Origin of the sequence: Nocardia coubleae NBRC 108252 (genome assembly GCF_001612805.1) — a bacterium.
GTDB lineage: Bacteria > Actinomycetota > Actinomycetes > Mycobacteriales > Mycobacteriaceae > Nocardia > Nocardia coubleae.
Genome location: NZ_BDBD01000019.1, coordinates 311,972 through 331,044, shown reverse-complemented (window position 1 = coordinate 331,044; position 19,073 = coordinate 311,972). Strand labels below are relative to the sequence as shown.

The window sequence follows — 19,073 nt, the reverse complement described above, 5'->3', positions numbered from 1 at the left end:
TTTCCCACACCGAACCTTGACAGTGGATGGCAGGTTTCACTGTCAGGATCGGTGTTCATGACGACGACCTATTACACGGCTTCCAGTCTCGACGGCTACATCGCCGACCCCGACAATTCGCTGGATTGGCTGATGGCGGTAGCCGATGCCGATCCGGCCACCGGGGATGTCGGCGTTTTCCTGGAAGGCGTCGGCGCCATGTGTCTCGGGTCGACCACCTACGAGTGGATGGCGAACAACAACCCGCCCGAGAGCTGGCACGACGAGTACGGCGACCTGCCGACCTGGGTGTTCACCCACCGGGAGCTGCCCCGGCTGCCCGGTGCGAACGTGCGTTTCGTCGCGGGTGAGGTCGGCCCGGTCCACGAGCAGATGACCGAGGCTGCCGGGAGTCGCGACATCTGGGTGATGGGTGGTGGCGACCTCGCCGGACAGTTCGCCGATGCCGGGCTGCTCGACGAGGTGATCGTCGGCGTCGCGCCGGTGACTCTCGGTGGCGGCGCGCCCGTACTCCCGCGCCGCATTCTGGCCGACCGGATGCGACTCGTCGAGGTGGAGCGCTTGGGGCAGTTCGCCAAGCTCGTGTACCGATTGAGCTGACACCGGTCGTCAATTTTTGTTGACAACATCTGGATCGTCAATCAAAATTGACAGCATGACCGACGCAACCACGCTCGCCGCCGCAGCGGGCAATCCCGATCCCTCGGTCGGTCTGCGCGCGGTGCTCGCCCTGCGCAGACTGGCCGACCGGCTCGAAACCATCCAGGTGGCCAACGCCCGCGCCAACGGCTGGTCGTGGCAGGCGATTGCCGACGCGCTCGAGGTGAGCAAGCAAGCGGTGCATCAGAAACACAACCGGAAGGGTGGCACCCGCTGATGTTCGAGAAATTCACCAAAGGCGCCAAGGTGGCCGTTGTCCTGGCTCAGGAAGAAGCCAAGGAACTGGGCGCCCAGCGAATCGGACCCGAACACGTCCTGCTCGGCGTGCTGACCAACGCCGAGCCGCCGCTGCGCGCGGTTCTCGACGCCGACGGCATCACCGCCGAGGGCGTGCGCTCCACGCTCGCCGCACGGGCGAACGAAACCCCGCTCGGCGCCGACGACGCGGAGGCGCTGCGCTCCATCGGCATCGACCTCGACGCGGTGCGGGCCAGCGTCATCGAGAACTTCGGCCCGCAGGCGTGGGATCAGGCCGAACCCGAACCCAAGCGCGGGATCTTCGGCCGCGTGAAGGGTGCCAACTGGGGCCACATCCCGTTCTCGGCGCCCGCAAAGAAGTCCCTCGAGCTCGCCCTGCGCGAGGCGCTGCGCCGCAAGGACCGCGAGATCGGCACCGCCCACCTGTTGCTCGGCATTCTCCGCAGCGTCGATCCGGCGCAGGCCGATCTGCTCGGCGGCAGCGACGGCATCGCGATGCTGCGCGAGGACATCCACCGAATGCTCGACCGCGCCGCCTGAACTTGCCGCGCCGGACACACCGCGATGTCCGATTTCGGGCCTAGCATGGGTCTATGCAGCTAGCCATACGGTTGGTCATCAACGCCATAGCCATCTGGGCCGCGGCGGCGTGGATCGACAAGATCACTATTTCCGTGCCGCCGGAATGGTCCGACGAGTGGGGCAACTGGGGCAAGGCCCTGGTCATCCTCATCGTCGCGGTGGTGTTCACCGCCGTGAACGCCGTCATCAAGCCGATCGTGAAACTTCTGTCCCTGCCGTTCGTGATCCTCACGCTCGGCCTTTTCCTGCTGGTGGTGAACGCGGCCATGCTGTGGCTCACCGCCAAGATCACCGAACTCACCGACTACGGCCTGCGGGTCGACGGTTTCTGGGCAGCGGTGCTCGGCGGTGTCATCATCATGCTGGTCAACTGGGTGCTGGGCATCATCGTGCCCGACGGCGACTAGCCGAAACCGACGGCCAGCGCGCTCAGCGCCGACCAGGCCAGCAGCGCCAGCCCGGAATCGCGCAGGGCGGGAATCAGTTCCAGCCCGCCCTTGCCCGTACGCACGGGGGCGTTGGCCCGGACCGCGAGCGGAATCGCGAGCAGTCCGGCCGGCGCCAGCGGTGTGCGGGCGATCAGCGCGAGACTGATGACGAACGGTACGGCCAGCAGCACCAGGTGCAGTGTGCGGGTGCGCGCGTCACCGAGTTTCACGGCGAGGGTGACCTTCCCGGACTCGGTGTCGGTGGGAATGTCGCGCAGATTGTTGGCGACCAGCACCGCACTGGAGAACGCACCGACACCGATCGCGAGCAGTAGCCCCACCCAGTCGACCCGCTCCGCCTGCACGAACTGGGTGCCGAGCACGGCGATCAACCCGAAGAACACGAACACCGCGATCTCACCGAAACCGCTGTAGCCGTAGGGCTTGCTGCCACCGGTGTAGAACCAGGCACCGGCCAGGCACAGCGCGCCGAGGAGGACCAGCCACCAGGCGGTCGTCGCGGCGAGCACGAGCCCGGCGACGGCCCCCACCGCGAGGCTCACCACGGCGGCGGTGCGAACAGCGCTGGGGGAGGCCAGTTTCGACCCGACCAGCCGCAGCGGCCCCACCCGCTCGTCGTCGGTGCCGCGGATTCCGTCGGAGTAGTCGTTGGCGTAGTTCACCCCGACGATCAGGGCGAGCGAAACGAGCAGGGCCAGTAGTGCTTTCCACCAGACGGCGCCGTCGATCGAGGCGGCGGCACCGGTGCCCGCCAGGACCGGGGCGATCGCGTTGGGCAGCGTCCGCGGCCGGGCGCCTTCGATCCATTCCGCAGCTGTAGCCATGAATCGAAGCCTAGTCGCGTGTTCAGGAGCCGGCTGATTCGGCGACCGTCTTCAATCTGGCCAGGCCCTTGTCGAAGTCCTTGCCGATCATGTTGTCGATCGGGAACACCTTGCCGAGCACACCCATCAGGCCCGAGTGGGTGCCGGTCATCCGCCAGGTCACCTCGGTGCCGCCGGGGACCGGGTCGAGGGTGAAGGTGACCGTATTGGTTGCCTTGAACGGTTTCTCGAATTCCAGTTGCACGCCGATCTCGCGTTCGGCATCGGCTTTGATCTCCATCACACCGGCACCGGCTTTGCGGTTGCCGCGCCACGCGTACCGCGCGCCCACACCGGATTCGGGACCGCTGTAGGTGCGGGCCAACTGCGGGTCGGAATCCTCCCAGGGCGACCACAACCGCCACTGCCGGAAGTCGTTGATGAAGCCACGGATGCGTGCCGGCTCGGCGGCGATGGTCGCGCGCCTGCTCACCTCGAAGTCGCCCATGAGGGTGAGCCTAGAACCCCGCACCGACAAATTCGCGGCATGCGGGCCGGTGTCATCGCGGCAGGTCGGCACCCCACCCGTCGACTATCCGGCCAGCAGGCGTGCCCGCACGGCCGCGCGATCGGGCTTACCGGGCCCACGCAGCGGAATCTCGTCGAGCACCACGAGTTCCCTCGGCGCCGCGATCGAGTCGAGCTCGGCGACGACGTGCGCCCGGATCTCCTCCAGCGTGGGGGCGGCGCCCGCGTTCGGCACGATCGCCACGGCCACCCGCTGACCGAGCCGTTCGTCGGGCAACCCGAGCACGATGCATTCCCGGATCCCCGGATGAGTGGCCAGCACGGCCTCCACCACCTGCGGGATCACCAGCAGGCCACCGGTCATGATGGCCTCGTCGAGCCGCCCGCTGATCGAAAGCTTGCCGTCTTCGAACGAACCCGCGTCCTCGGTGCGGAACCAGCCGGGTTCGGCGAAGGCGGGATGGTCGGGCAGGTTGCGATACCCGCGCGCGATCATCGCGCCGCCCAGCACCACCCGGCCGTCCTCGATGCGTACGCGGGTGCCGTCGAGCGGTACGCCGTCGTACACGCAGCCGCCGCAGGTCTCGCTCATGCCGTAGGTGCGGACCACATTGATCCCGGCATCGCGGGCCCGCTCGTACACCGGTGGTGGGGTGGCCGCCCCGCCGACCAGCACGGCGTCGAGCTCGCTGAGCGCCTTGGCCGCGATCGGCGAGTCAAGCGACTTGATGAGCTGGGTCGGGACGAGGGCGGTGTAGCGGCGCGGCCCGCGCATCGCACCGACCGCCCCGGCCAGCGCCTCCGGCAGGAATCCGCCCGACACGTCGAGCACGGTCGGCTCGGTGCCCGCGAGGATGCTGCGCAACAGCACCTGGATGCCGGCGATGTGGTGGGTCGGCAGGGCGAGCAGCCAGCTGCCGGGTCCGCCGAGGCGCGCGTGGGTGGCGTTTCCGCTGGCCCGCAGTGCCTCGGCGCCGAGCAACGCGCCCTTGGGGATGCCGGTGGTGCCAGAGGTCGTCACGACGAGCGCGACGTCGTCGTCGATCGGGTCACCCGGCTTGAGCGCGTCGGAGAGTCGGCGTGCCTCGCGACGGTCGGTCGTCGGGATCGGCAGCCACGCCGGTCCGCTGCCGTCGAGGGCTTGCCGCAGATGGGGAAGTACTTCGCCGACACCGGAACCGGTGGGCATCTGCAGCGTCCGAAGGGTTCTGCTCACGCCACCACCTCCGGATACAGCAAGCTGTGCGACCTCACGACTTCGATCGTGTCATGCGGGCGACAAGACCCGGCCAACGGGTCGGTTTGCTCTGCGGGAAAAAGCCAGGCATAGCGTCTGCGATTCAGTAGATGGACAGAACTCGCTGCGCGGTCCGGACGTCGGCGGTCGGGCGCTTGCTCCCAGCCATCGTGCTCGGGCACGCGCGCATCGGCAAATCGGGCGACCCGGCTCACTCCGGCGACCAGCGCTGGTCACGCCGGATGGGATGTTCGGCGGGCACCTCCACCAGCACGATCGGTACGCCGTCGGGGTCGGCCACCCACATCTCCCACAGTCCCCACGGCTCGAGCACGGGTTCACGGACGATGGGAATTCCCTTCAGCGCCAGCTCCGCCGCCGCGTCGGACACGTCGCGCACCTGCAGCCACAGCGCACCGTCGAAGGTGCCCGGCTGCCCGCTGCCACCGTGCGCGGCGACCTCAACCAGCGACTGCCCGGCGAAGAACACCGTGCCGCCGGGGTACTCCCTGGCGATCGCGAGACCGAGCCCGTCGCGGTAGAACGCGAGGGTGGCCGCATAGTCGCTGGGCCGCACGATGATCCGGCTGTTGAGAATTTCCATCGCCCGTCCGTTCTCAGAAGTACCAGGGGTAGGGCGTCCAGTCGGGCGCGCGCTTCTCCAGGAAGGCGTCGCGCCCTTCGACCGCCTCGTCGGTCATGTACGCCAACCTGGTCGCCTCACCGGCGAACAGCTGCTGACCGACCAGACCGTCGTCGAGCAGGTTGAAGGCGTACTTCAGCATGCGCTGGGCCTGTGGCGATTTGCCGTTGATGTCGGCGGTCCACTCCAACGCCACGTTCTCGAGCTCGTCGTGGTCGACGACCTTGTTCACCGCACCCATCTGGTGCATCTCCTCGGCCGTGTACGGCCTGCCGAGGAAGAAGATCTCGCGCGCGAACTTCTGGCCGACCATCTTCGCCAGATACGCGCTGCCGTAACCACCGTCGAACGAGCCGACATCGGCGTCGGTCTGCTTGAAGCGCGCGTGCTCGCGCGAAGCCAGCGTCAGGTCGCACACCACGTGCAGGCTGTGGCCGCCGCCGGCCGCCCACCCGTTCACCAGGGCGATCACCACCTTGGGCATGAACCGGATCAGCCGCTGCACCTCGAGGATGTGCAACCGGCCCGCGCGCGCCTTGTCGACGGTGTCGGCGGTCTCGCCCTCGGCGTACTGGTAGCCGCTGCGGCCGCGGATGCGCTGGTCGCCACCGGAACAGAACGCCCAGCCACCGTCTTTCGGGCTCGGCCCGTTGCCGGTGAGCAGCACCGCACCCACATCCGACGACATGCGCGCGTGGTCGAGCGCGCGATACAGCTCGTCGACGGTGTGCGGGCGGAAGGCGTTGCGCACCTCGGGCCGGTCGAAGGCCACGCGCACGGTGCCCTGTTCGACGTGCCGGTGATAGGTGATGTCGGTCAGGTCTTCGAACCCGGGGACGGGCCGCCACAGCTTCGGATCGAAAGTCACGACACCGATTATTGCCCTACCGCATGGGGCGAGCCTACGAGGCGGTAACACCGCAGGTCGAGCGGTCGCGCGAGCATCGCGCGCGCGGGTGCGTATAGTTGCGCCTGCTCGTTCATCGAACCGATCCGGAGGAACCTGAAAGTGGTTGCAGCACTGTCTGAATCCCTGCTCGACGACGCCAAGCGTCCGGCTTTCCTTGCTGACGCCGTCGAGGTTCTCGACGCCGAGGTCTCGGACAAAGGTGGTGCGTCCGGCCTGGCCGTGAAGGGTGGTTACGCGGCGGTCAAGAAGATCAGCCCCACCATCGTTCCCGACGCGCTGGCCTCGCTGGCGCCGAAGCTGCTCGACCAGCTCCAGCCGTACTGGGCCGAATTCACCGCCTCGGGCACCGGCACCTTCGCCGATCTGCTGAGCGCCAAGTCCGACGAGGTCGCCGAGTCGCTGCTGGCCGTCACCGACGCCCGCGCCGAGGCGTCGACCCGTCCCGCGCTGCAGAAGGTGTACTCCTCGATGCGCGGTTCGGCCAAGAAGCACGTCATCGAGGCGCTGCCGCGCGTCGGCGATCTGGTGCAGAAGCACGCGGGCTGAGTTTCCCGCACACACCGAAGGCCGGTGTGGTTCGTACGCGAACCGCACCGGCCTTTCGCATGTCCTGTGACCACTGTCACCCCGGGGGATTCGCGGGAACCGTCCGCCACGGCCACGCCCGGTCGCGGGTAAATTCCGCCGCCGCGACTGTGAGCGAGATAACCGCGCCGGTAAACGGCGGGAAAATTGCGGGTTGCCGTGAATTATGGAGCGCGCGAGGATGCCGCGAACGATTGGCTACTGCCGACCGGAATCGATTACCGTGCCTCTCGAGCGGTTCGGAAAGAGGAATTGCTTGCTGCGGAAATCGCATCTTCCGCTGGGTACAGATGAAATGACTGCATTGCGCAGGTCGAAAGGAAGTCCGGTCACATGATCTCTCGTAAGGCCCTCGCCGCCACCGGTGCCGCCGCTACCGCCGCCGTCATGTTCTTCGGTCCGGCCGCTATGGCGAACGCTGAGGACAGCGGCTCCGCCAGCGGTTCCGCCGAGCTGCTCGAGCTGTCCACCGGCTCGGCCGGCCTGCTCGAAGGCCCCGCCGCCGGCTCCAGCGTGCTCGAGTCGGGCAGTGGCGCCATCGACGGCCTCACCTCCGCCGTCCTCAACATCGTCGACGCCGTCACCGGCATCAAGGACCTCACCGCTCCCGCCGAGTGAGCTGATCCCACCCTCGGCCCTTGTGCCGAAACGAAATCCGGCGACCGGGCCACGGCCCCGTCGCCGGATTTCTTTGTCTTGACGACTTGTTTGCGAACCGATGTATCTCGAACAGATAAACATAGTAATAGCCATACCTTTCGAGCCATCGGCAGCTAATTGCCCGGAACCGCCGGGGAATTGGTCTCCGGCACCATGACGGTGCCGCAGGGCTCCGGCGGTGACGTATCCAACGTGGGCCGGAGGCAGACGCGTCCCGCCCCGTCTGACAGGCTGGTGATTGTGAATCCGTCAACTGCGCAGGCACGAGTGGTCGTCGACGAGTTCGTGCGCGGCGGCGTCCGCGAGGTGGTGCTGTGCCCCGGATCGCGCAACGCACCGCTCGCCTTCGCCCTGCAGGCCGCCGACGCGGCCGGACGGCTGCGGCTGCACATGCGCATCGACGAGCGCACCGCGGGATTCCTCGCGATCGGCCTTGCGGTGTCGTCGGGGCGGCCCGTCCCGGTGGTGATGACCTCCGGTACCGCCGTAGCCAACCTGGCCCCCGCCGTGCTCGAGGCGAACTACGCGCGGGTGCCGTTGATCGTGGTCAGCGCGAACCGGCCCTACGAGATGCTCGGCACCGGCGCCAACCAGACCGTCGAACAGCTCGGCCTGTTCGGCAGCCAGGTGCGCGCGACCATCAGTCTCGGACTGGCCGAAGCGGAGGCCGGTGAGGCGAACTATCCGAGGCAGAACAGCGTGTGGCGCTCGGCCGTGTGCCGGGTGCTCGCCGCCGCGCGCGGTACCCGCTCCGGCAACGCGGGACCGGTGCAGTTCGACATCCCGCTGCGCGAGCCCCTGGTCCCCGAGCTGTCCGACGACGTGATCCCCGTCGGTCGCGAGGGTGACAAGCCGTGGACTGCCACCCAGTACGCGACCCTCGACGTGCCGCTCGACATCGACCTCACCCCGGACACCGTCGTCATCTCCGGCCACGGTGCAGGTCTGCGCCCCGAGCTCGCGGCGCTGCCGACGGTCGCCGAGCCGACCGCGCCCATGCACGGCCCGGCCCTGCATCCGCTCGCGCTGTCGCTGCTGGCGCCGAAGCAGGCCATCATCACTGGTCGGCCCACGCTGCACCGGCAGGTGTCGCGGGTGCTCGCCGATCCGAACGTCACCGTGTACGCGCTCACCACGGGTCCACGCTGGCCCGATGTGTCCGGCAATGTCGTCGGCACCGGTACCCGCGCGGTCACCACCGGAAACCCGGACCCGGCGTGGCTGGCCCGCTGCGCCGATCTGAACAATCAGGCCGAAGCGGTGGTCCGCGCCGAGCTGGCGAGCCACCCCAAGGCCACCGGCCTGCACGTCGCCGCCGTGGTCATGGACGCTCTGCGCGAGGGTGATCAGCTGCTGCTCGGCGCATCGAACCCCGTGCGCGACGCCGCACTGGTGTCGAGCCCGCGCCGAGGTGTGCGGGTGCTGTCCAACCGTGGCGTCGCGGGCATCGACGGCACCGTCTCCGGCGCGGTGGGTGCCGCGTTGGCCCACCCCGGCCGCACGATCGCCCTCATGGGCGACCTGACGTTCCTGCACGACGCGTCCGGCCTGCTCATCGGCCGCGGCGAACCGCGCCCCGGCAACCTGACCATCGTGGTCGCCAACGACGACGGCGGCGGCATCTTCGAGCTGCTCGAACAGGGCGACCCGCAGTACGCGGGAGTGTTCGAGCGGGTCTTCGGCACGCCGCACGGCATGGATCTGGCCGCGCTGTGCGCCGCCTACCGCATTCCGCATCGCGGCGTCGACCCCGCCGAACTCGCGGAGGAACTCGCCGTCGACGCGCACGGCATGCGGGTGCTCGAGGTGGCCACCGAACGGTCGAGCCTACGCGAGCTACACGCCACCGTGCGCGCCAAGATCGCCGGCTAGAGCTCGTCCTCCTCGTCGACGAACGCGTCCCCGTCGTCGAGCGGCACCTCGATGCTCTGCTCGATCACATCGGCCGGATTGGCCCGGTCGGCGTCCTGATCGACCCGGGCCGCCATCTCCTCGCTGTAGTCGGCGCTGTCGACGAAAGCCGGGTCGTCGGGGACATCGTCGCGGAAGGCCGACTGCTCCTGCTCCACGCGATCGGCCTCGGGGACCTCGTCCAGCGGGCGGGCGGTGTCGTAGTCGATCATCGGTACTCCTCTGTCGTCGTCGTTGCCTCGGACGGGTGTCGCTGATCGGGTCGTGCGCTGTCCAGAGTGCGCCGTTCGCCGGTTCTCGGCAACCCACACCGATGATTCCGGCACCGTCGGGTCGTCTCGTTCTGTATGGAGCCGCAATTCGATTTCGCCCCGGCCGCCCGTTCGCTGGCCACCGTCGTCGCCGGGATCACCGACGACCAGTTCACCGCCCCCACCCCGTGCGTCGGCCTCGACGTTCGTGACCTGATCCGCCATGCCGTCGAGCTCACCGAAGCGTTCCGCCAGGCCGCGACCAAGGAGTCCGTCGGTCGGTCCACGCCACCCGGCGTGGTCGACGACGAGCTGTCCGCCGATTGGCGCACCAGGATTCCCACGCAGCTCGACGCGCTCGTCGAGGCATGGCGGGTGCCCGAGGCCTGGGACGGTGAGACCGAAGCCGGTGGGGTGGTGATGCCGGCTGCGGCGATGGCGATGGTCGCGCTCGACGAGCTCGTCGTCCACGGGTGGGATCTGGCGGTGTCGACCGGTCAGGTACTCGAGGTCGACTCCGGTCATCTGGAGGTTCTGCTCGATTTTCTGGGAGAGACCGATCCGGAGGGGACGCCCGGGTTGTTCGGGCCGGTCGTCGCTGTCGCCGAGGACGCGCCCGCACTCGACCGGGTGTTGGGGCTCACCGGTCGCGATGCGGGATGGAAGCCTCCGGCCTAGCGCTGCGAGGTGGAAGCCGCGAGTCTGGTGCTGCTGGGTGGAAGCTGCGGGTCTGGCGCTGCGGGCCTGTTTGCCCGAACTCGCGGGTCGAACGTTGTCCTACGACCGTTGGTCGGCGTAGGCCGCGTCGACGAAGGTGCCTGCCATCGTCGCCACGGTCGCGGCGCGCGCGGCCCGGTCGGCTGCCTCCCGATCGATCGGATCGCCGCTGGCCAGGAGGCGGTAGTAGAGCGGTGCGGAGACCGCTGACAGCACCGCGCGGGCATCCGTGCCCGCGGGTGCTTCGCCGCGAGCGACCGCGTCGTGGACACAGGGCGCCCACTCGTCGAGGCGGGTGTCGTAGAAGGCGTGCAGCGCGTTCGCGGTGTCGGCGTCGACGGTAGCGGCGGCGATCACGGCCCGGAACAGGTTGCCTTGGCGTGGGTCGGTGAGGGTTTTGGCGACCAGGCGGGCGTTCGCGGTCAGGTCGTCGAGCAGGGCGCCGGTGTCGGTGCGGGGCAGCGACTGCTCGGCCATATCGATCAGGAGGTCCGCGACCAGGCCCGCGGGTGTGCGCCAGCGCCGGTAGACGGTGGTCTTGCCGACGCCCGCCGTCGCGGCGACTTCGGTCAGATCGAGCCCGGCCAAGCCGCGTTCGGCGAGCAGATCGCCGGTCACCTGCAGGACGGCTTCACGAACCCGCGCGGTGCGCCCACCTGGGCGAACGGACCCGGGCCAAGCGATATCGTGCTGCATAACGGAACTCCTGTTTCATTTACGGCGAATCGGGTGTACTGTCCGAAGCGTTAACGAAACTATAGACCCTTTAGGAGTTCTCATGGAGTATCGGCGGCTCGGCGCTTCGGGTCTGCACGTTCCGGCCCTCGGTTTCGGGGCAGGCACCTTCGGCGGGCGTGGTCCCCTGTTCAGCGCGTGGGGCGATACCGACGCGGCCCAGGCCAGGCGGTTGATCGACGTCAGCCTCGAGGCCGGGGTAACCCTGTTCGACACGGCGGATGTCTATTCCGACGGTGCGTCCGAGGAAGTGCTCGGCGCCGCGATCAAGGGCAGGCGCGACAAGGTGCTGTTGTCCACCAAGTCGGCGCTACCCACCGGTCCCGGTGCTGACGACGCCGGTGCGGGCCGGGCCAGGCTCATCCGCGCGGTCGATGCGTCGCTGCGCCGCCTCGGTACCGACTATCTCGACCTGTTCCAGCTGCACGCCTTCGACGCGGGCACACCGCTGCTCGAAACACTCTCGGCGCTGGGCGATCTCGTGCAGGTAGGCAAGATCCGCTATGTCGGTGTCTCCAACTTCGCCGGTTGGGAACTGATGAAAACCCTGGCCACCGCTGAGGCGCGCGGCCTTCCGAAACCCGTGGCGCACCAGGTTTACTACTCTCTGGTCGGGCGCGACTACGAGTGGGAGCTCATGCCGCTCGGTGCCGATCAGGGTGTCGGCGCGGTGGTGTGGAGCCCGCTCGGCTGGGGCCGTCTCACCGGGAAAGTCCGTCGTGGCCAGCCACTTCCGGCGGGCAGTCGACTGCACGACACGGCGCAAGCCGGTCCACCCGTCGACGACGAGCACCTCTACGACGTCGTCGACGTGCTCGACACCATTTCGGCCGAGACCGGCCGCAGCGTCCCACAGATCGCCCTGAACTGGCTGCTCACCCGTCCCACCGTCGCCACCGTCCTGATCGGCGCCCGCAACGAGGAACAGCTGCGGCAGAACCTCGGCGCCGTCGGCTGGCAACTCGACCCGGAACACCTCGCCGCCCTCGACGCGGCGAGCGCCACCACACCCCCGTACCCCTACTACCCGTACCACCGCTTACCGGACTTCGCCCGGCTCAACCCGCCCGTGGTCCGCGCGGCCTGATCAGTACACGTCGCGTACGTAGCGCTTCTCGGCGACCAGTTGCTTCTTGAAGGCCAGTGCGCCCGCCTCGTCGAGCTTGCCGTGGATGCGGGCGATCCGCAGCAGGGTGTCGTCGACGTCCTTGGCCATGCGAGCGGCGTCACCGCACACGTAGAAGTGGGCGCCCTCGCACAGCCACGACCACAACTCGGCGCCGTGCTCGATCATCCTGTGCTGCACATAGATCCGCTCGCGCTGATCACGAGAAAAGGCCAGGTCGAGGCGGGTCAGGAAGCCCGAGCGGAACATGTCCCCCAGCTCGGTGCGGTAGTAGAAGTTGTGTGCCGCGTGCTGGTCGCCGAAGAACAACCAGTTGCGCCCGGTCGCGCCGACGGCCCGGCGTTCGTGCAGGAACCCACGGAAAGGAGCGATACCGGTACCGGGGCCGACCATGATCATCGGCACGGTCGGGTCGAGCGGTGGACGGAAATGCGGTGCCCGCTGGAGGAAGATCGGCACCTCGGCCCCGGCGCGGTCGGCCAGGAAGGTCGAGCACACCCCGCCTCGGCGCACTGAATCACCCACCGGGTCGCCGTAGCGCAACACACCTACCGTCAGCTGTACCTCGTCCGGCGTGGTGAGCGGGCTGGACGAAATCGAATATTGGCGCGGCTGCAACTTTTTCAGTGCACCGAGCCAGTCGACCAGGTCGGTCCGCACCGGGAAGTCCCGCAGCACGTCCACGGCCTGGCGGTCCCACAGGTAACTCGCCAACTCGTTGCGGTTGTCCCGGCGCAGCAGTTTGGCCAGTTGCGGGTGCGGATTCCGCTCGGCGATGAACCCGAGTAGATCGTTGCTCACCTTGGTGATGTCGAAATGTGTGCGCAGTGCGTCGGTGAGCAGCAGCTCCCGCCCGTCGACCTCCACCGCGCGTCGTCCGTCGAGGCCGGTAGCCGCGAGCCACTCCGCCACGAGGTCGTCACAGTTGGTCGGCAGCACACCCAAGGAATCGCCCACCTCGTAGGTGGCATCGAGGTTGTGCAGGTCGAAACCGAAGCGGCGCACCTCTTTCGGCGATCCCGGTGCGCTCAGCACTTCGTTGCGCATGAGGGTGGCGAGTACAGGGGACTGACGGGTGAAGGGTGCGGCCGGTGTGCGCCGCGAAGGTGTGTTCTGCGGGCGATCGAGGACGGAGGCGCCACCTCGACCGCTCGGTCGGCTCGCTGTCTGCGCGGGATAAGGCTGCGGCGGGGCCGCCTGTATTGCGGAGTGCTGGGTCGTCGCCGTGAATCCAGGGGGCCACGTCGCTGTTGGTACAGGTGCGAATCCCGGCGTGGCAGGGGCCGTCGACCCGGGCAGGGCCGTGCCGAAGTGGTTGCCTGCGTCAGCCGAGGGGGAACCGACGAGTGGCGCTGCGGACGGGAAAGTGGTTGCGGGCGGGCCGGAGTCGAATCGGGGCGTGCCCGCGGTTGAGGGGATGCCGGTCAGCGCAGATCCGGCTGAACTCGTGCCGAATGTTGTGGGAGTGCCGGCCGGTGAACCAACGTCGGCCGGTGAACCGACGCCGGCCGGTGAACCGACGCCGGACGGTGAACCGACGCCGGACGGCGAACCGGGGCCGGACGCCGACGAACCGGGGCCGGACGCCGGGGTGAGGGCGGCGAGGACATCGGTGAGCCACTGGTCGGCGGCGTCGTCGAAATCGGGTTCGCTGTCGACGCGGGGGAGTAGACGGTGGGCGCCGCGCGCGGCGAGAAGGGTGTCGAGAGTGCGGCCATGGCCGCAGAAGTCGTCGTAGGAGGAGTCGCCGAGGGCGAAGACCGCGTAGCGGACTCGGGGGAGGCGGATAGCGGTGTCCTCGAACCGGGCGAGGAAGTCGGCACCGTTGTCCGGCGGACCACCGTCACCGAAGGTGCTGGTGACGACGAGAACATCACCTTCCAGCGCGGTGGGCTCGCAGGAGTCCATATCGAGCAGCTTGGGCGCGAACCCGCCATCGGCGAGCCGCGCCGCCACCGAGGCGGCCAGCTCCTCAGCGTTGCCGGTTTGCGAAGCCCACAACACCGTCACAGTTGTGGATAACGCACCACCCGCTCCTGGCTCGGCTCCGCCCGCCGAGACGCCTACGGCACCCGGTCGGCCGAGAACCGCATCGCCGGTGGGTCCGCCGTTGGCTACCGCACCACCTGGGCTGAAGTCTCCGAAGGGAGAGTTACCGAACGGCTGCCCACCGACCGGCATTCCGATACCAGGGCTGCCGGCGGATTCCCCGGCAGTGCCGGGACCACGGGAGTACATGCCGGCCAACATGCCGTCGATCCACAAGCGGGCCTGCGGTGACAGCGGGGCGGTGGCAGGCAGCACGGGCTGACCGGACACCGGAAGAGATTGCAGCCCAGCGAGATACCCACCGAGATAGATGCGCTCGGACTCGCTGAGTAATGGCGAGATCCCCGCATCGAGCCCGAGCATCTCAGCCAACGGATGCGGACCTCCGTGACCGGGTCCCGGGACCGCCGGGCTCTCCGGGGCGAACCCGACCGGTTGACGGGTGTCGGCTGACGGCTGACCAGTGTGCGCGGTCGACGGTGTGGGTTGCCCGGCCGGCATGGCGTTTTGGGGCAACCGGCCGGCCTCTGGGGAACCTTGCTGCATCGGAACTCCCGTCGAGGATTCCGGCGCCGGCCCCACACGGCGCAGCGCGACCGCGCACGCCTTGAACTCCGGTTGCAGGGAGGTGGGGTCGACGGCGTCGTTGGTGACGGCGTTGATCGTCAGGTATTCGCCCTGTTCGTCATTCCAGTGGAAAGGAGCGAAGCAGTCGCCGGGACGGACCCGGTCGCTGATGCGTACCGGGAGAACGGCTCGCCCACGACGGGAGGCGATTTCGAGCTGATCGCCAGGTTTCAGGTCGAGGCGGGCGGCGTCGTCGGGGTGCACCTCGACGAACGGTTCCGGGTTGAGTTTGGTCAGTTTGGTGACCTTGCCGGTCTTGGTCATGGTGTGCCACTGATGTTGCAGCCGACCGGTATTGAGCAGGAAGGGGTAGTCGTCATCAGGAAGTTCAGCAGCGGGCAGGTGGGGGCGAGGGAAGAACACCGCGCGCCTGCTCGGCGTGGCGAAGGCCAGCGCGGGGGTGTGACCGTCGGCATCTACGTGCAGCGGCTGGTGGATGCCGTCGTTGCGGTAGCGGATCGGGTTGCGTGGGCTGTCGCTGTCGTTGCACGGCCACTGCATCGGGCCCTCACGCAGGCGGTCGTAACTCATCCCGCTCAGGTCGTAGCCGGTGGCGGGATTGGTGAACTGGCGCAACTCGTCGAAAACCTCGGCGCTGGAGGTGAAGTCGAAACCGGGAAAACCCATGGCGGTGGCCACCTGGGCGATGAGCAGCCAGTCGGGCCGGGCTTCACCGACCGGGTCGACGGAGCGGCGCAACAGGGTGACATTGCGTTCCGAATTCACCATCACCGCATCGCTTTCCGCCCACAGCGTGGCGGGCAGCAGCAGATCGGCATAGGAGTTGGTCGCGGTCTCGGTGTAGGCGTCCTGCACCACCACCAGTTCGGCCGCCTCGAGCCCGGCGATCACCGTCTTCCGGTTGGCGACGGTGGCAACGGGATTGGTGCAGATGATCCACGCCGCCTTGATCTCGCCGTCGGCCAGACCGGCGAACATGTCGATGGTTCCCGGCCCCGCTTCGGTGCGCAGCGTGCCCTCGGGCAGGTCCCACGCGGTCTCGACGAAGGCGCGGTCGGCGGGGGAGAGCAGGCTGCGCTGGCCGGGCAGCCCCGGCCCCATGTAGCCCATCTCGCGCCCGCCCATCGCGTTGGGCTGGCCGGTCAGCGAGAACGGCCCACTGCCGGGTCGGCAGATCGCGCCGGTGGCCAGGTGCAGGTTGATCAGGGCATTGGTGTTCCAGGTGCCGTGCGTGGACTGGTTGAGCCCCATCGTCCACAGCGACATCCACTCGCCCGCCTCGGCGATCATGGTCGCCGCGGTCCTGATGTCGGCTTCGGGGAGCCCGGTGAGTTCGGCGACCCGCTTCGGCGGGTAGTCCGCGAGGAACTCCGGCATCGCCTCCCAGCCCTCGGTGTGTTCGGCGATGAAGTCGGTGTCGATGGCGCCGTCGGCGACGAGCAGGTGCAGCAGGCCGTTGAGCAGGGCGAGGTCGGTGCCCGGCGCGATCTGCAGGAACAGGTCGGCGCGCGCGGCCGTTTCGGTGCGCCGCGGGTCGACCACGATCAGTTTGGCGCCGGCTTTGAGCCGGTCGGCCATGCGAAGGAACAGGATCGGATGGCAGTCGGCCATGTTCGCGCCGGTGACGAAGAACAGGTCGGCGTGTTCGAAGTCGTCGTAGGAGCCGGGCGGTCCGTCGGCGCCGAGCGACTGCTTGTAGCCGGTGCCGGCACTGGCCATGCACAGCCGCGAGTTGGCTTCGATGTGTTTGGTGCGCAGGTACCCCTTGGCGAGTTTGGTCGCCAAGTATTGGGCTTCCAGCGACATCTGCCCGGACACGTAGAGCGCGATGGCGTCGGGCCCGTGTTCATCGAGGACCGCGCGCAGCCGGTCGGCGGTTTCGCGCACCGCGTCGTCCACCGGCAGCGCGACAGGCGCCTGACCACGCTCGGGACGGTGGTAGGCGGTGGTCATCCGGCCGGGTGCGGCCATCATCTCCGCGTGCGTCGCGCCCTTGGTGCAGAGCCGGCCCGCGTTCGCGGGATGCAGCTTGTCGCCGCTCACCTTGGCGATCACCGGTGCGCCGGACTGGTCGATCGTGGTCCGGACGGAGATGCCGCAGCCGACGCCGCAGTACGAGCACTGCGTGCGCACAGAATCGTCGCCGGTCATGCGCGTCCCCCTCGGCATGCTCGGGCGCCCTGCGTGGTGACGCGGGTAGGCGTGTCCGGGCGCTGACCTGTCATGGCACCGATCATCCGCACCCGGCGTTGCGCTCGATTTAACGAACGTTATGTCCAGGTGACAATCGACCTCACCGGTCGAAATTCCGGCTGTGAGGTTGCCACCGAAATATAGTCCCTGATCAGGGGATCTTTCGGGGTTTGCCGCAGATCCGAGGGGGTGGCCGGCGTGACCGGACTCACCCGGGCAAATCGGCGCAGGTCAGCCCATTTTGTAGCCGCGATGCAGGGCGACGACACCGCCGGTGAGGTCACGCCACTGCACCGAGTCCCAGCCCGCGTCGGCGATGCGCCTGGCCAGCCTGCGCTGGTTCGGCCACGCCCGGATCGACTCGGCCAGGTACACGTAGGCATCCGGGTTGGAGCTCACCGCGCGCGCCACCCGGGGCAGCGCCTTCATGAGGTACTCCATGTAGACGGTGCGGAACGGCCCGAACACCGGGGTCGAGAATTCGCACACCACGAGCCGGCCGCCCGGCTTGGTGACGCGCAGCATCTCGCGCAACGCCAGGTCGATATCGGCCACATTGCGCAAACCGAAGGAGATGGTCACCGCATCGAACGAGTCGTCGGCGAACGGCAGCGCCATCGCGTCGCCCGCCACCATCGGAACCTGTCGGAACCGGCCCGCGGCGAGCATGCCCTGGGAGAAGTCGGCCGCCACACACCAGGCGCCGGATTTGCCGAGTTCCACGGTGGACACACCGGTGCCCGCGGCCAGGTCGAGCACCCGCTCACCGGGCCGAAGGGCGAGCGCGCGTCGTGTCGCCCACCGCCAGTACCGGTCCTGACCACCGGAGATGACCGTGTTGGTGAGGTCGTAGCGTTTCGCCACACCGTCGAACATCGACGCGACCTCGTGGGGTTGCTTGTCCAGCGAAGCCCGAATCGGTTCCCGCTGCTCTGTTGTCGCCACGATTCGAGCTTATCCGCCCGCTCGGGGCTAGGCCGAGCGCGGCAACCGCTGCCGCATCCCGGTGACGTCGGCGTAGTGGCCCATCAGTTCGGTGCAGATGGCGGGCCAGGTGCGGTGCAGCACCGACTTGCGTGCCGCGGCCGCGAACCGGGCACGCTGATCGGCGTCGCGCAGCGCCGACACCGCGCTCGGCAGCAACTCGGCGAACCGGTCCACCGGCAGCAGATAACCGTTGCGGCAGTGCGCGATCAGGTCACGCGGTCCGCCGGCGTCCGGCCCGATCACCGGCACCCCCGACGACAACGCTTCCTGCACGCCCTGGCAGAACGTCTCGTGCTCGCCCGGATGCACCATCACATCGAGGCTGGCGTAATGGGTGGCCAGTTCGGACCCGCCCAGTTCGCCGGTGAACACCGCGCGCGGCATCAGCCTGCTCAGCCGCGCCCGCTCCGGCCCGTCACCGACCACGACGAGCTGAATGGACGGGTCATCGGCGAGCGCGGCCAACCGGTCCACATGCTTCTCCGGCGCGAGCCTACCGACGAACCCGACCACCAACCGCTCGCTCGATCCCAGCCAGCTCGCCCGCAGTTCGGCACTACGCGCGGCCGGGTTGAACCGGTCGACATCCACGCCGCGCCCCCACCGGTGCACCCGGGGAATTCCGTGTTCGGCCAGGTCGGCCGCGGCCGCCGACGACGGGGCGAGCGTGCGCGTGGCTCCCTCGTGGATCCGGCGCGTCCACGCCCAAGCCGCCCGCGCCGCCAGTCCGAGCCCGTAGCTCTTGGCGAAACCGGCCACATCGGTCTGATACACCGCGATCGAGGGCAGGTCGAGGCGGGTGGCGGCGGCGAGCCCGCCCGCGCCCAGCAGAAATGGCGAGGCCAAATGCACCACGTCCGGGTCGAACTCGGCGATCGCGGCGGTGATCCCGGGTTGTGGCAGGCCGACGGGCAGCGAACTCACCTTCGGCACCATCATCGCGGGCACCCGATGCACCGGGAACCGGCCGTGCAGGCGCGGGGCGGGCGGTGCGCCGCGCAGCGTATCGGGCGCCACGATCATGGCATCGTGCCCGTGCTGGTCCAGGTGATCGAGCACCCGGAGCACGGAATTGACGACGCCGTTCATGTTCGGCAGGAAAGACTCCGAGACGATGGCTACGCGCACACTCCAAGAGTGACCGCCACACCGCGCGCCACGCCCACACCGACGTGAAGCCGGGGCGAACAGCAGGGGAAAG

At 68.6% G+C, this 19,073-nt stretch carries 19 protein-coding genes; 9 read left to right on the top strand and 10 right to left on the bottom strand.

Annotated features, from left to right (window positions below):
* The first annotated feature begins 57 nt into the window (after window positions 1-57).
* Genes NCO8_RS21160 through NCO8_RS21145 form a run of 4 tightly spaced genes read left to right on the top strand, consistent with a single transcriptional unit; the run spans window position 58 to window position 1,907 of the window.
* Window positions 58-600, top strand: coding sequence for a dihydrofolate reductase family protein (locus NCO8_RS21160; protein ID WP_067641891.1), 543 nt, complete (start codon window positions 58-60; stop codon window positions 598-600).
* A 55-nt stretch (window positions 601-655) separates the two neighbouring features.
* On the top strand, window positions 656-877 hold the full coding sequence (locus NCO8_RS21155) for a hypothetical protein (RefSeq protein WP_067484990.1): 222 nt from the start codon (window positions 656-658) through the stop codon (window positions 875-877).
* The gene (locus tag NCO8_RS21150; RefSeq protein ID WP_067641890.1) at window positions 877-1,458 is read left to right on the top strand and encodes a Clp protease N-terminal domain-containing protein; all 582 of its coding nucleotides are present in this window, start codon (window positions 877-879) and stop codon (window positions 1,456-1,458) included. Before NCO8_RS21155 ends, NCO8_RS21150 begins: the two co-directional genes overlap by 1 nt.
* A 53-nt stretch (window positions 1,459-1,511) precedes the next feature.
* Complete coding sequence (locus tag NCO8_RS21145) at window positions 1,512-1,907, top strand: phage holin family protein (protein WP_067641889.1); 396 nt, start codon at window positions 1,512-1,514, stop codon at window positions 1,905-1,907.
* Here the strand turns inward: NCO8_RS21145 and NCO8_RS21140 are convergent.
* The 5 genes from NCO8_RS21140 to NCO8_RS21120 form a co-directional block, all read right to left on the bottom strand.
* Window positions 1,904-2,773, bottom strand: coding sequence for a 1,4-dihydroxy-2-naphthoate polyprenyltransferase (locus tag NCO8_RS21140; RefSeq protein ID WP_067641888.1), 870 nt, complete (start codon window positions 2,771-2,773; stop codon window positions 1,904-1,906). The genes NCO8_RS21145 and NCO8_RS21140 overlap by 4 nt on opposite strands.
* Window positions 2,774-2,795: 22 nt before the next feature.
* Entirely contained in the window at window positions 2,796-3,260 is a 465-nt protein-coding gene (locus NCO8_RS21135) for an SRPBCC family protein (protein WP_067641887.1), read from the bottom strand.
* 84 nt (window positions 3,261-3,344) lie between these two features.
* Window positions 3,345-4,469, bottom strand: a complete 1,125-nt coding sequence (gene menE, locus NCO8_RS21130; protein ID WP_067641886.1) for an o-succinylbenzoate--CoA ligase — start codon at window positions 4,467-4,469, stop codon at window positions 3,345-3,347.
* Window positions 4,470-4,728: 259 nt separating this feature from the next.
* A complete protein-coding gene (locus NCO8_RS21125; protein WP_067641885.1) occupies window positions 4,729-5,121 on the bottom strand; it encodes a VOC family protein in 393 nt (130 codons plus the stop codon).
* 13 nt (window positions 5,122-5,134) lie between these two features.
* Window positions 5,135-6,028 (bottom strand): 1,4-dihydroxy-2-naphthoyl-CoA synthase, encoded by an 894-nt coding sequence (locus NCO8_RS21120; RefSeq protein WP_067641884.1) that lies wholly within the window; start codon window positions 6,026-6,028, stop codon window positions 5,135-5,137.
* 141 nt (window positions 6,029-6,169) lie between these two features.
* Here NCO8_RS21120 and NCO8_RS21115 point away from each other — a divergent pair, with 141 nt between their 5' ends.
* The 3 genes from NCO8_RS21115 (at window position 6,170) to menD (ending at window position 9,187) form a co-directional block, all read left to right on the top strand.
* Window positions 6,170-6,616 (top strand): DUF6918 family protein, encoded by a 447-nt coding sequence (locus NCO8_RS21115; RefSeq protein ID WP_067485009.1) that lies wholly within the window; start codon window positions 6,170-6,172, stop codon window positions 6,614-6,616.
* Window positions 6,617-6,988: 372 nt separating this feature from the next.
* Window positions 6,989-7,273, top strand: a complete 285-nt coding sequence (locus NCO8_RS21110; RefSeq protein ID WP_067485012.1) for a hypothetical protein — start codon at window positions 6,989-6,991, stop codon at window positions 7,271-7,273.
* 282 nt (window positions 7,274-7,555) lie between these two features.
* On the top strand, window positions 7,556-9,187 hold the full coding sequence (gene menD / locus NCO8_RS21105; RefSeq protein WP_067642097.1) for a 2-succinyl-5-enolpyruvyl-6-hydroxy-3-cyclohexene-1-carboxylic-acid synthase: 1,632 nt from the start codon (window positions 7,556-7,558) through the stop codon (window positions 9,185-9,187).
* Here the strand turns inward: menD and NCO8_RS21100 are convergent.
* Entirely contained in the window at window positions 9,184-9,438 is a 255-nt protein-coding gene (locus NCO8_RS21100) for an Rv3202a family protein (protein WP_067641883.1), read from the bottom strand. The two genes, menD and NCO8_RS21100, sit on opposite strands and share 4 nt — an antisense overlap.
* Before the next feature lie 135 nt (window positions 9,439-9,573).
* On the opposite strand from NCO8_RS21100, the gene NCO8_RS21095 reads away from it, so the two are divergent.
* Window positions 9,574-10,155, top strand: a complete 582-nt coding sequence (locus NCO8_RS21095; protein WP_067641882.1) for a TIGR03086 family metal-binding protein — start codon at window positions 9,574-9,576, stop codon at window positions 10,153-10,155.
* 99 nt (window positions 10,156-10,254) lie between these two features.
* On the opposite strand, the gene NCO8_RS21090 is transcribed toward NCO8_RS21095, so the two are convergent.
* Complete coding sequence (locus tag NCO8_RS21090; RefSeq protein ID WP_067641881.1) at window positions 10,255-10,890, bottom strand: TetR/AcrR family transcriptional regulator; 636 nt, start codon at window positions 10,888-10,890, stop codon at window positions 10,255-10,257.
* Between the two features lie 82 nt (window positions 10,891-10,972).
* Between NCO8_RS21090 and NCO8_RS21085 the strand changes: the two genes are divergently transcribed.
* Complete coding sequence (locus NCO8_RS21085; protein ID WP_067641880.1) at window positions 10,973-12,016, top strand: aldo/keto reductase; 1,044 nt, start codon at window positions 10,973-10,975, stop codon at window positions 12,014-12,016.
* Here the strand turns inward: NCO8_RS21085 and NCO8_RS31495 are convergent, their stop codons facing one another.
* The 3 genes from NCO8_RS31495 to NCO8_RS21070 all read right to left on the bottom strand — a co-directional run bounded on the left by NCO8_RS31495 (window position 12,017) and on the right by NCO8_RS21070 (window position 19,000).
* Window positions 12,017-16,843, bottom strand: coding sequence for a bifunctional nitrate reductase/sulfite reductase flavoprotein subunit alpha (locus NCO8_RS31495; RefSeq protein WP_157105024.1), 4,827 nt, complete (start codon window positions 16,841-16,843; stop codon window positions 12,017-12,019).
* Window positions 16,844-17,116: 273 nt separating this feature from the next.
* Window positions 17,117-17,830: a demethylmenaquinone methyltransferase gene (locus NCO8_RS21075; protein ID WP_067641878.1), complete on the bottom strand. Its 714-nt coding sequence runs from the start codon at window positions 17,828-17,830 to the stop codon at window positions 17,117-17,119.
* 27 nt (window positions 17,831-17,857) lie between these two features.
* Complete coding sequence (locus NCO8_RS21070) at window positions 17,858-19,000, bottom strand: glycosyltransferase family 4 protein (protein ID WP_067641877.1); 1,143 nt, start codon at window positions 18,998-19,000, stop codon at window positions 17,858-17,860.
* Window positions 19,001-19,073 lie beyond the last annotated feature (73 nt).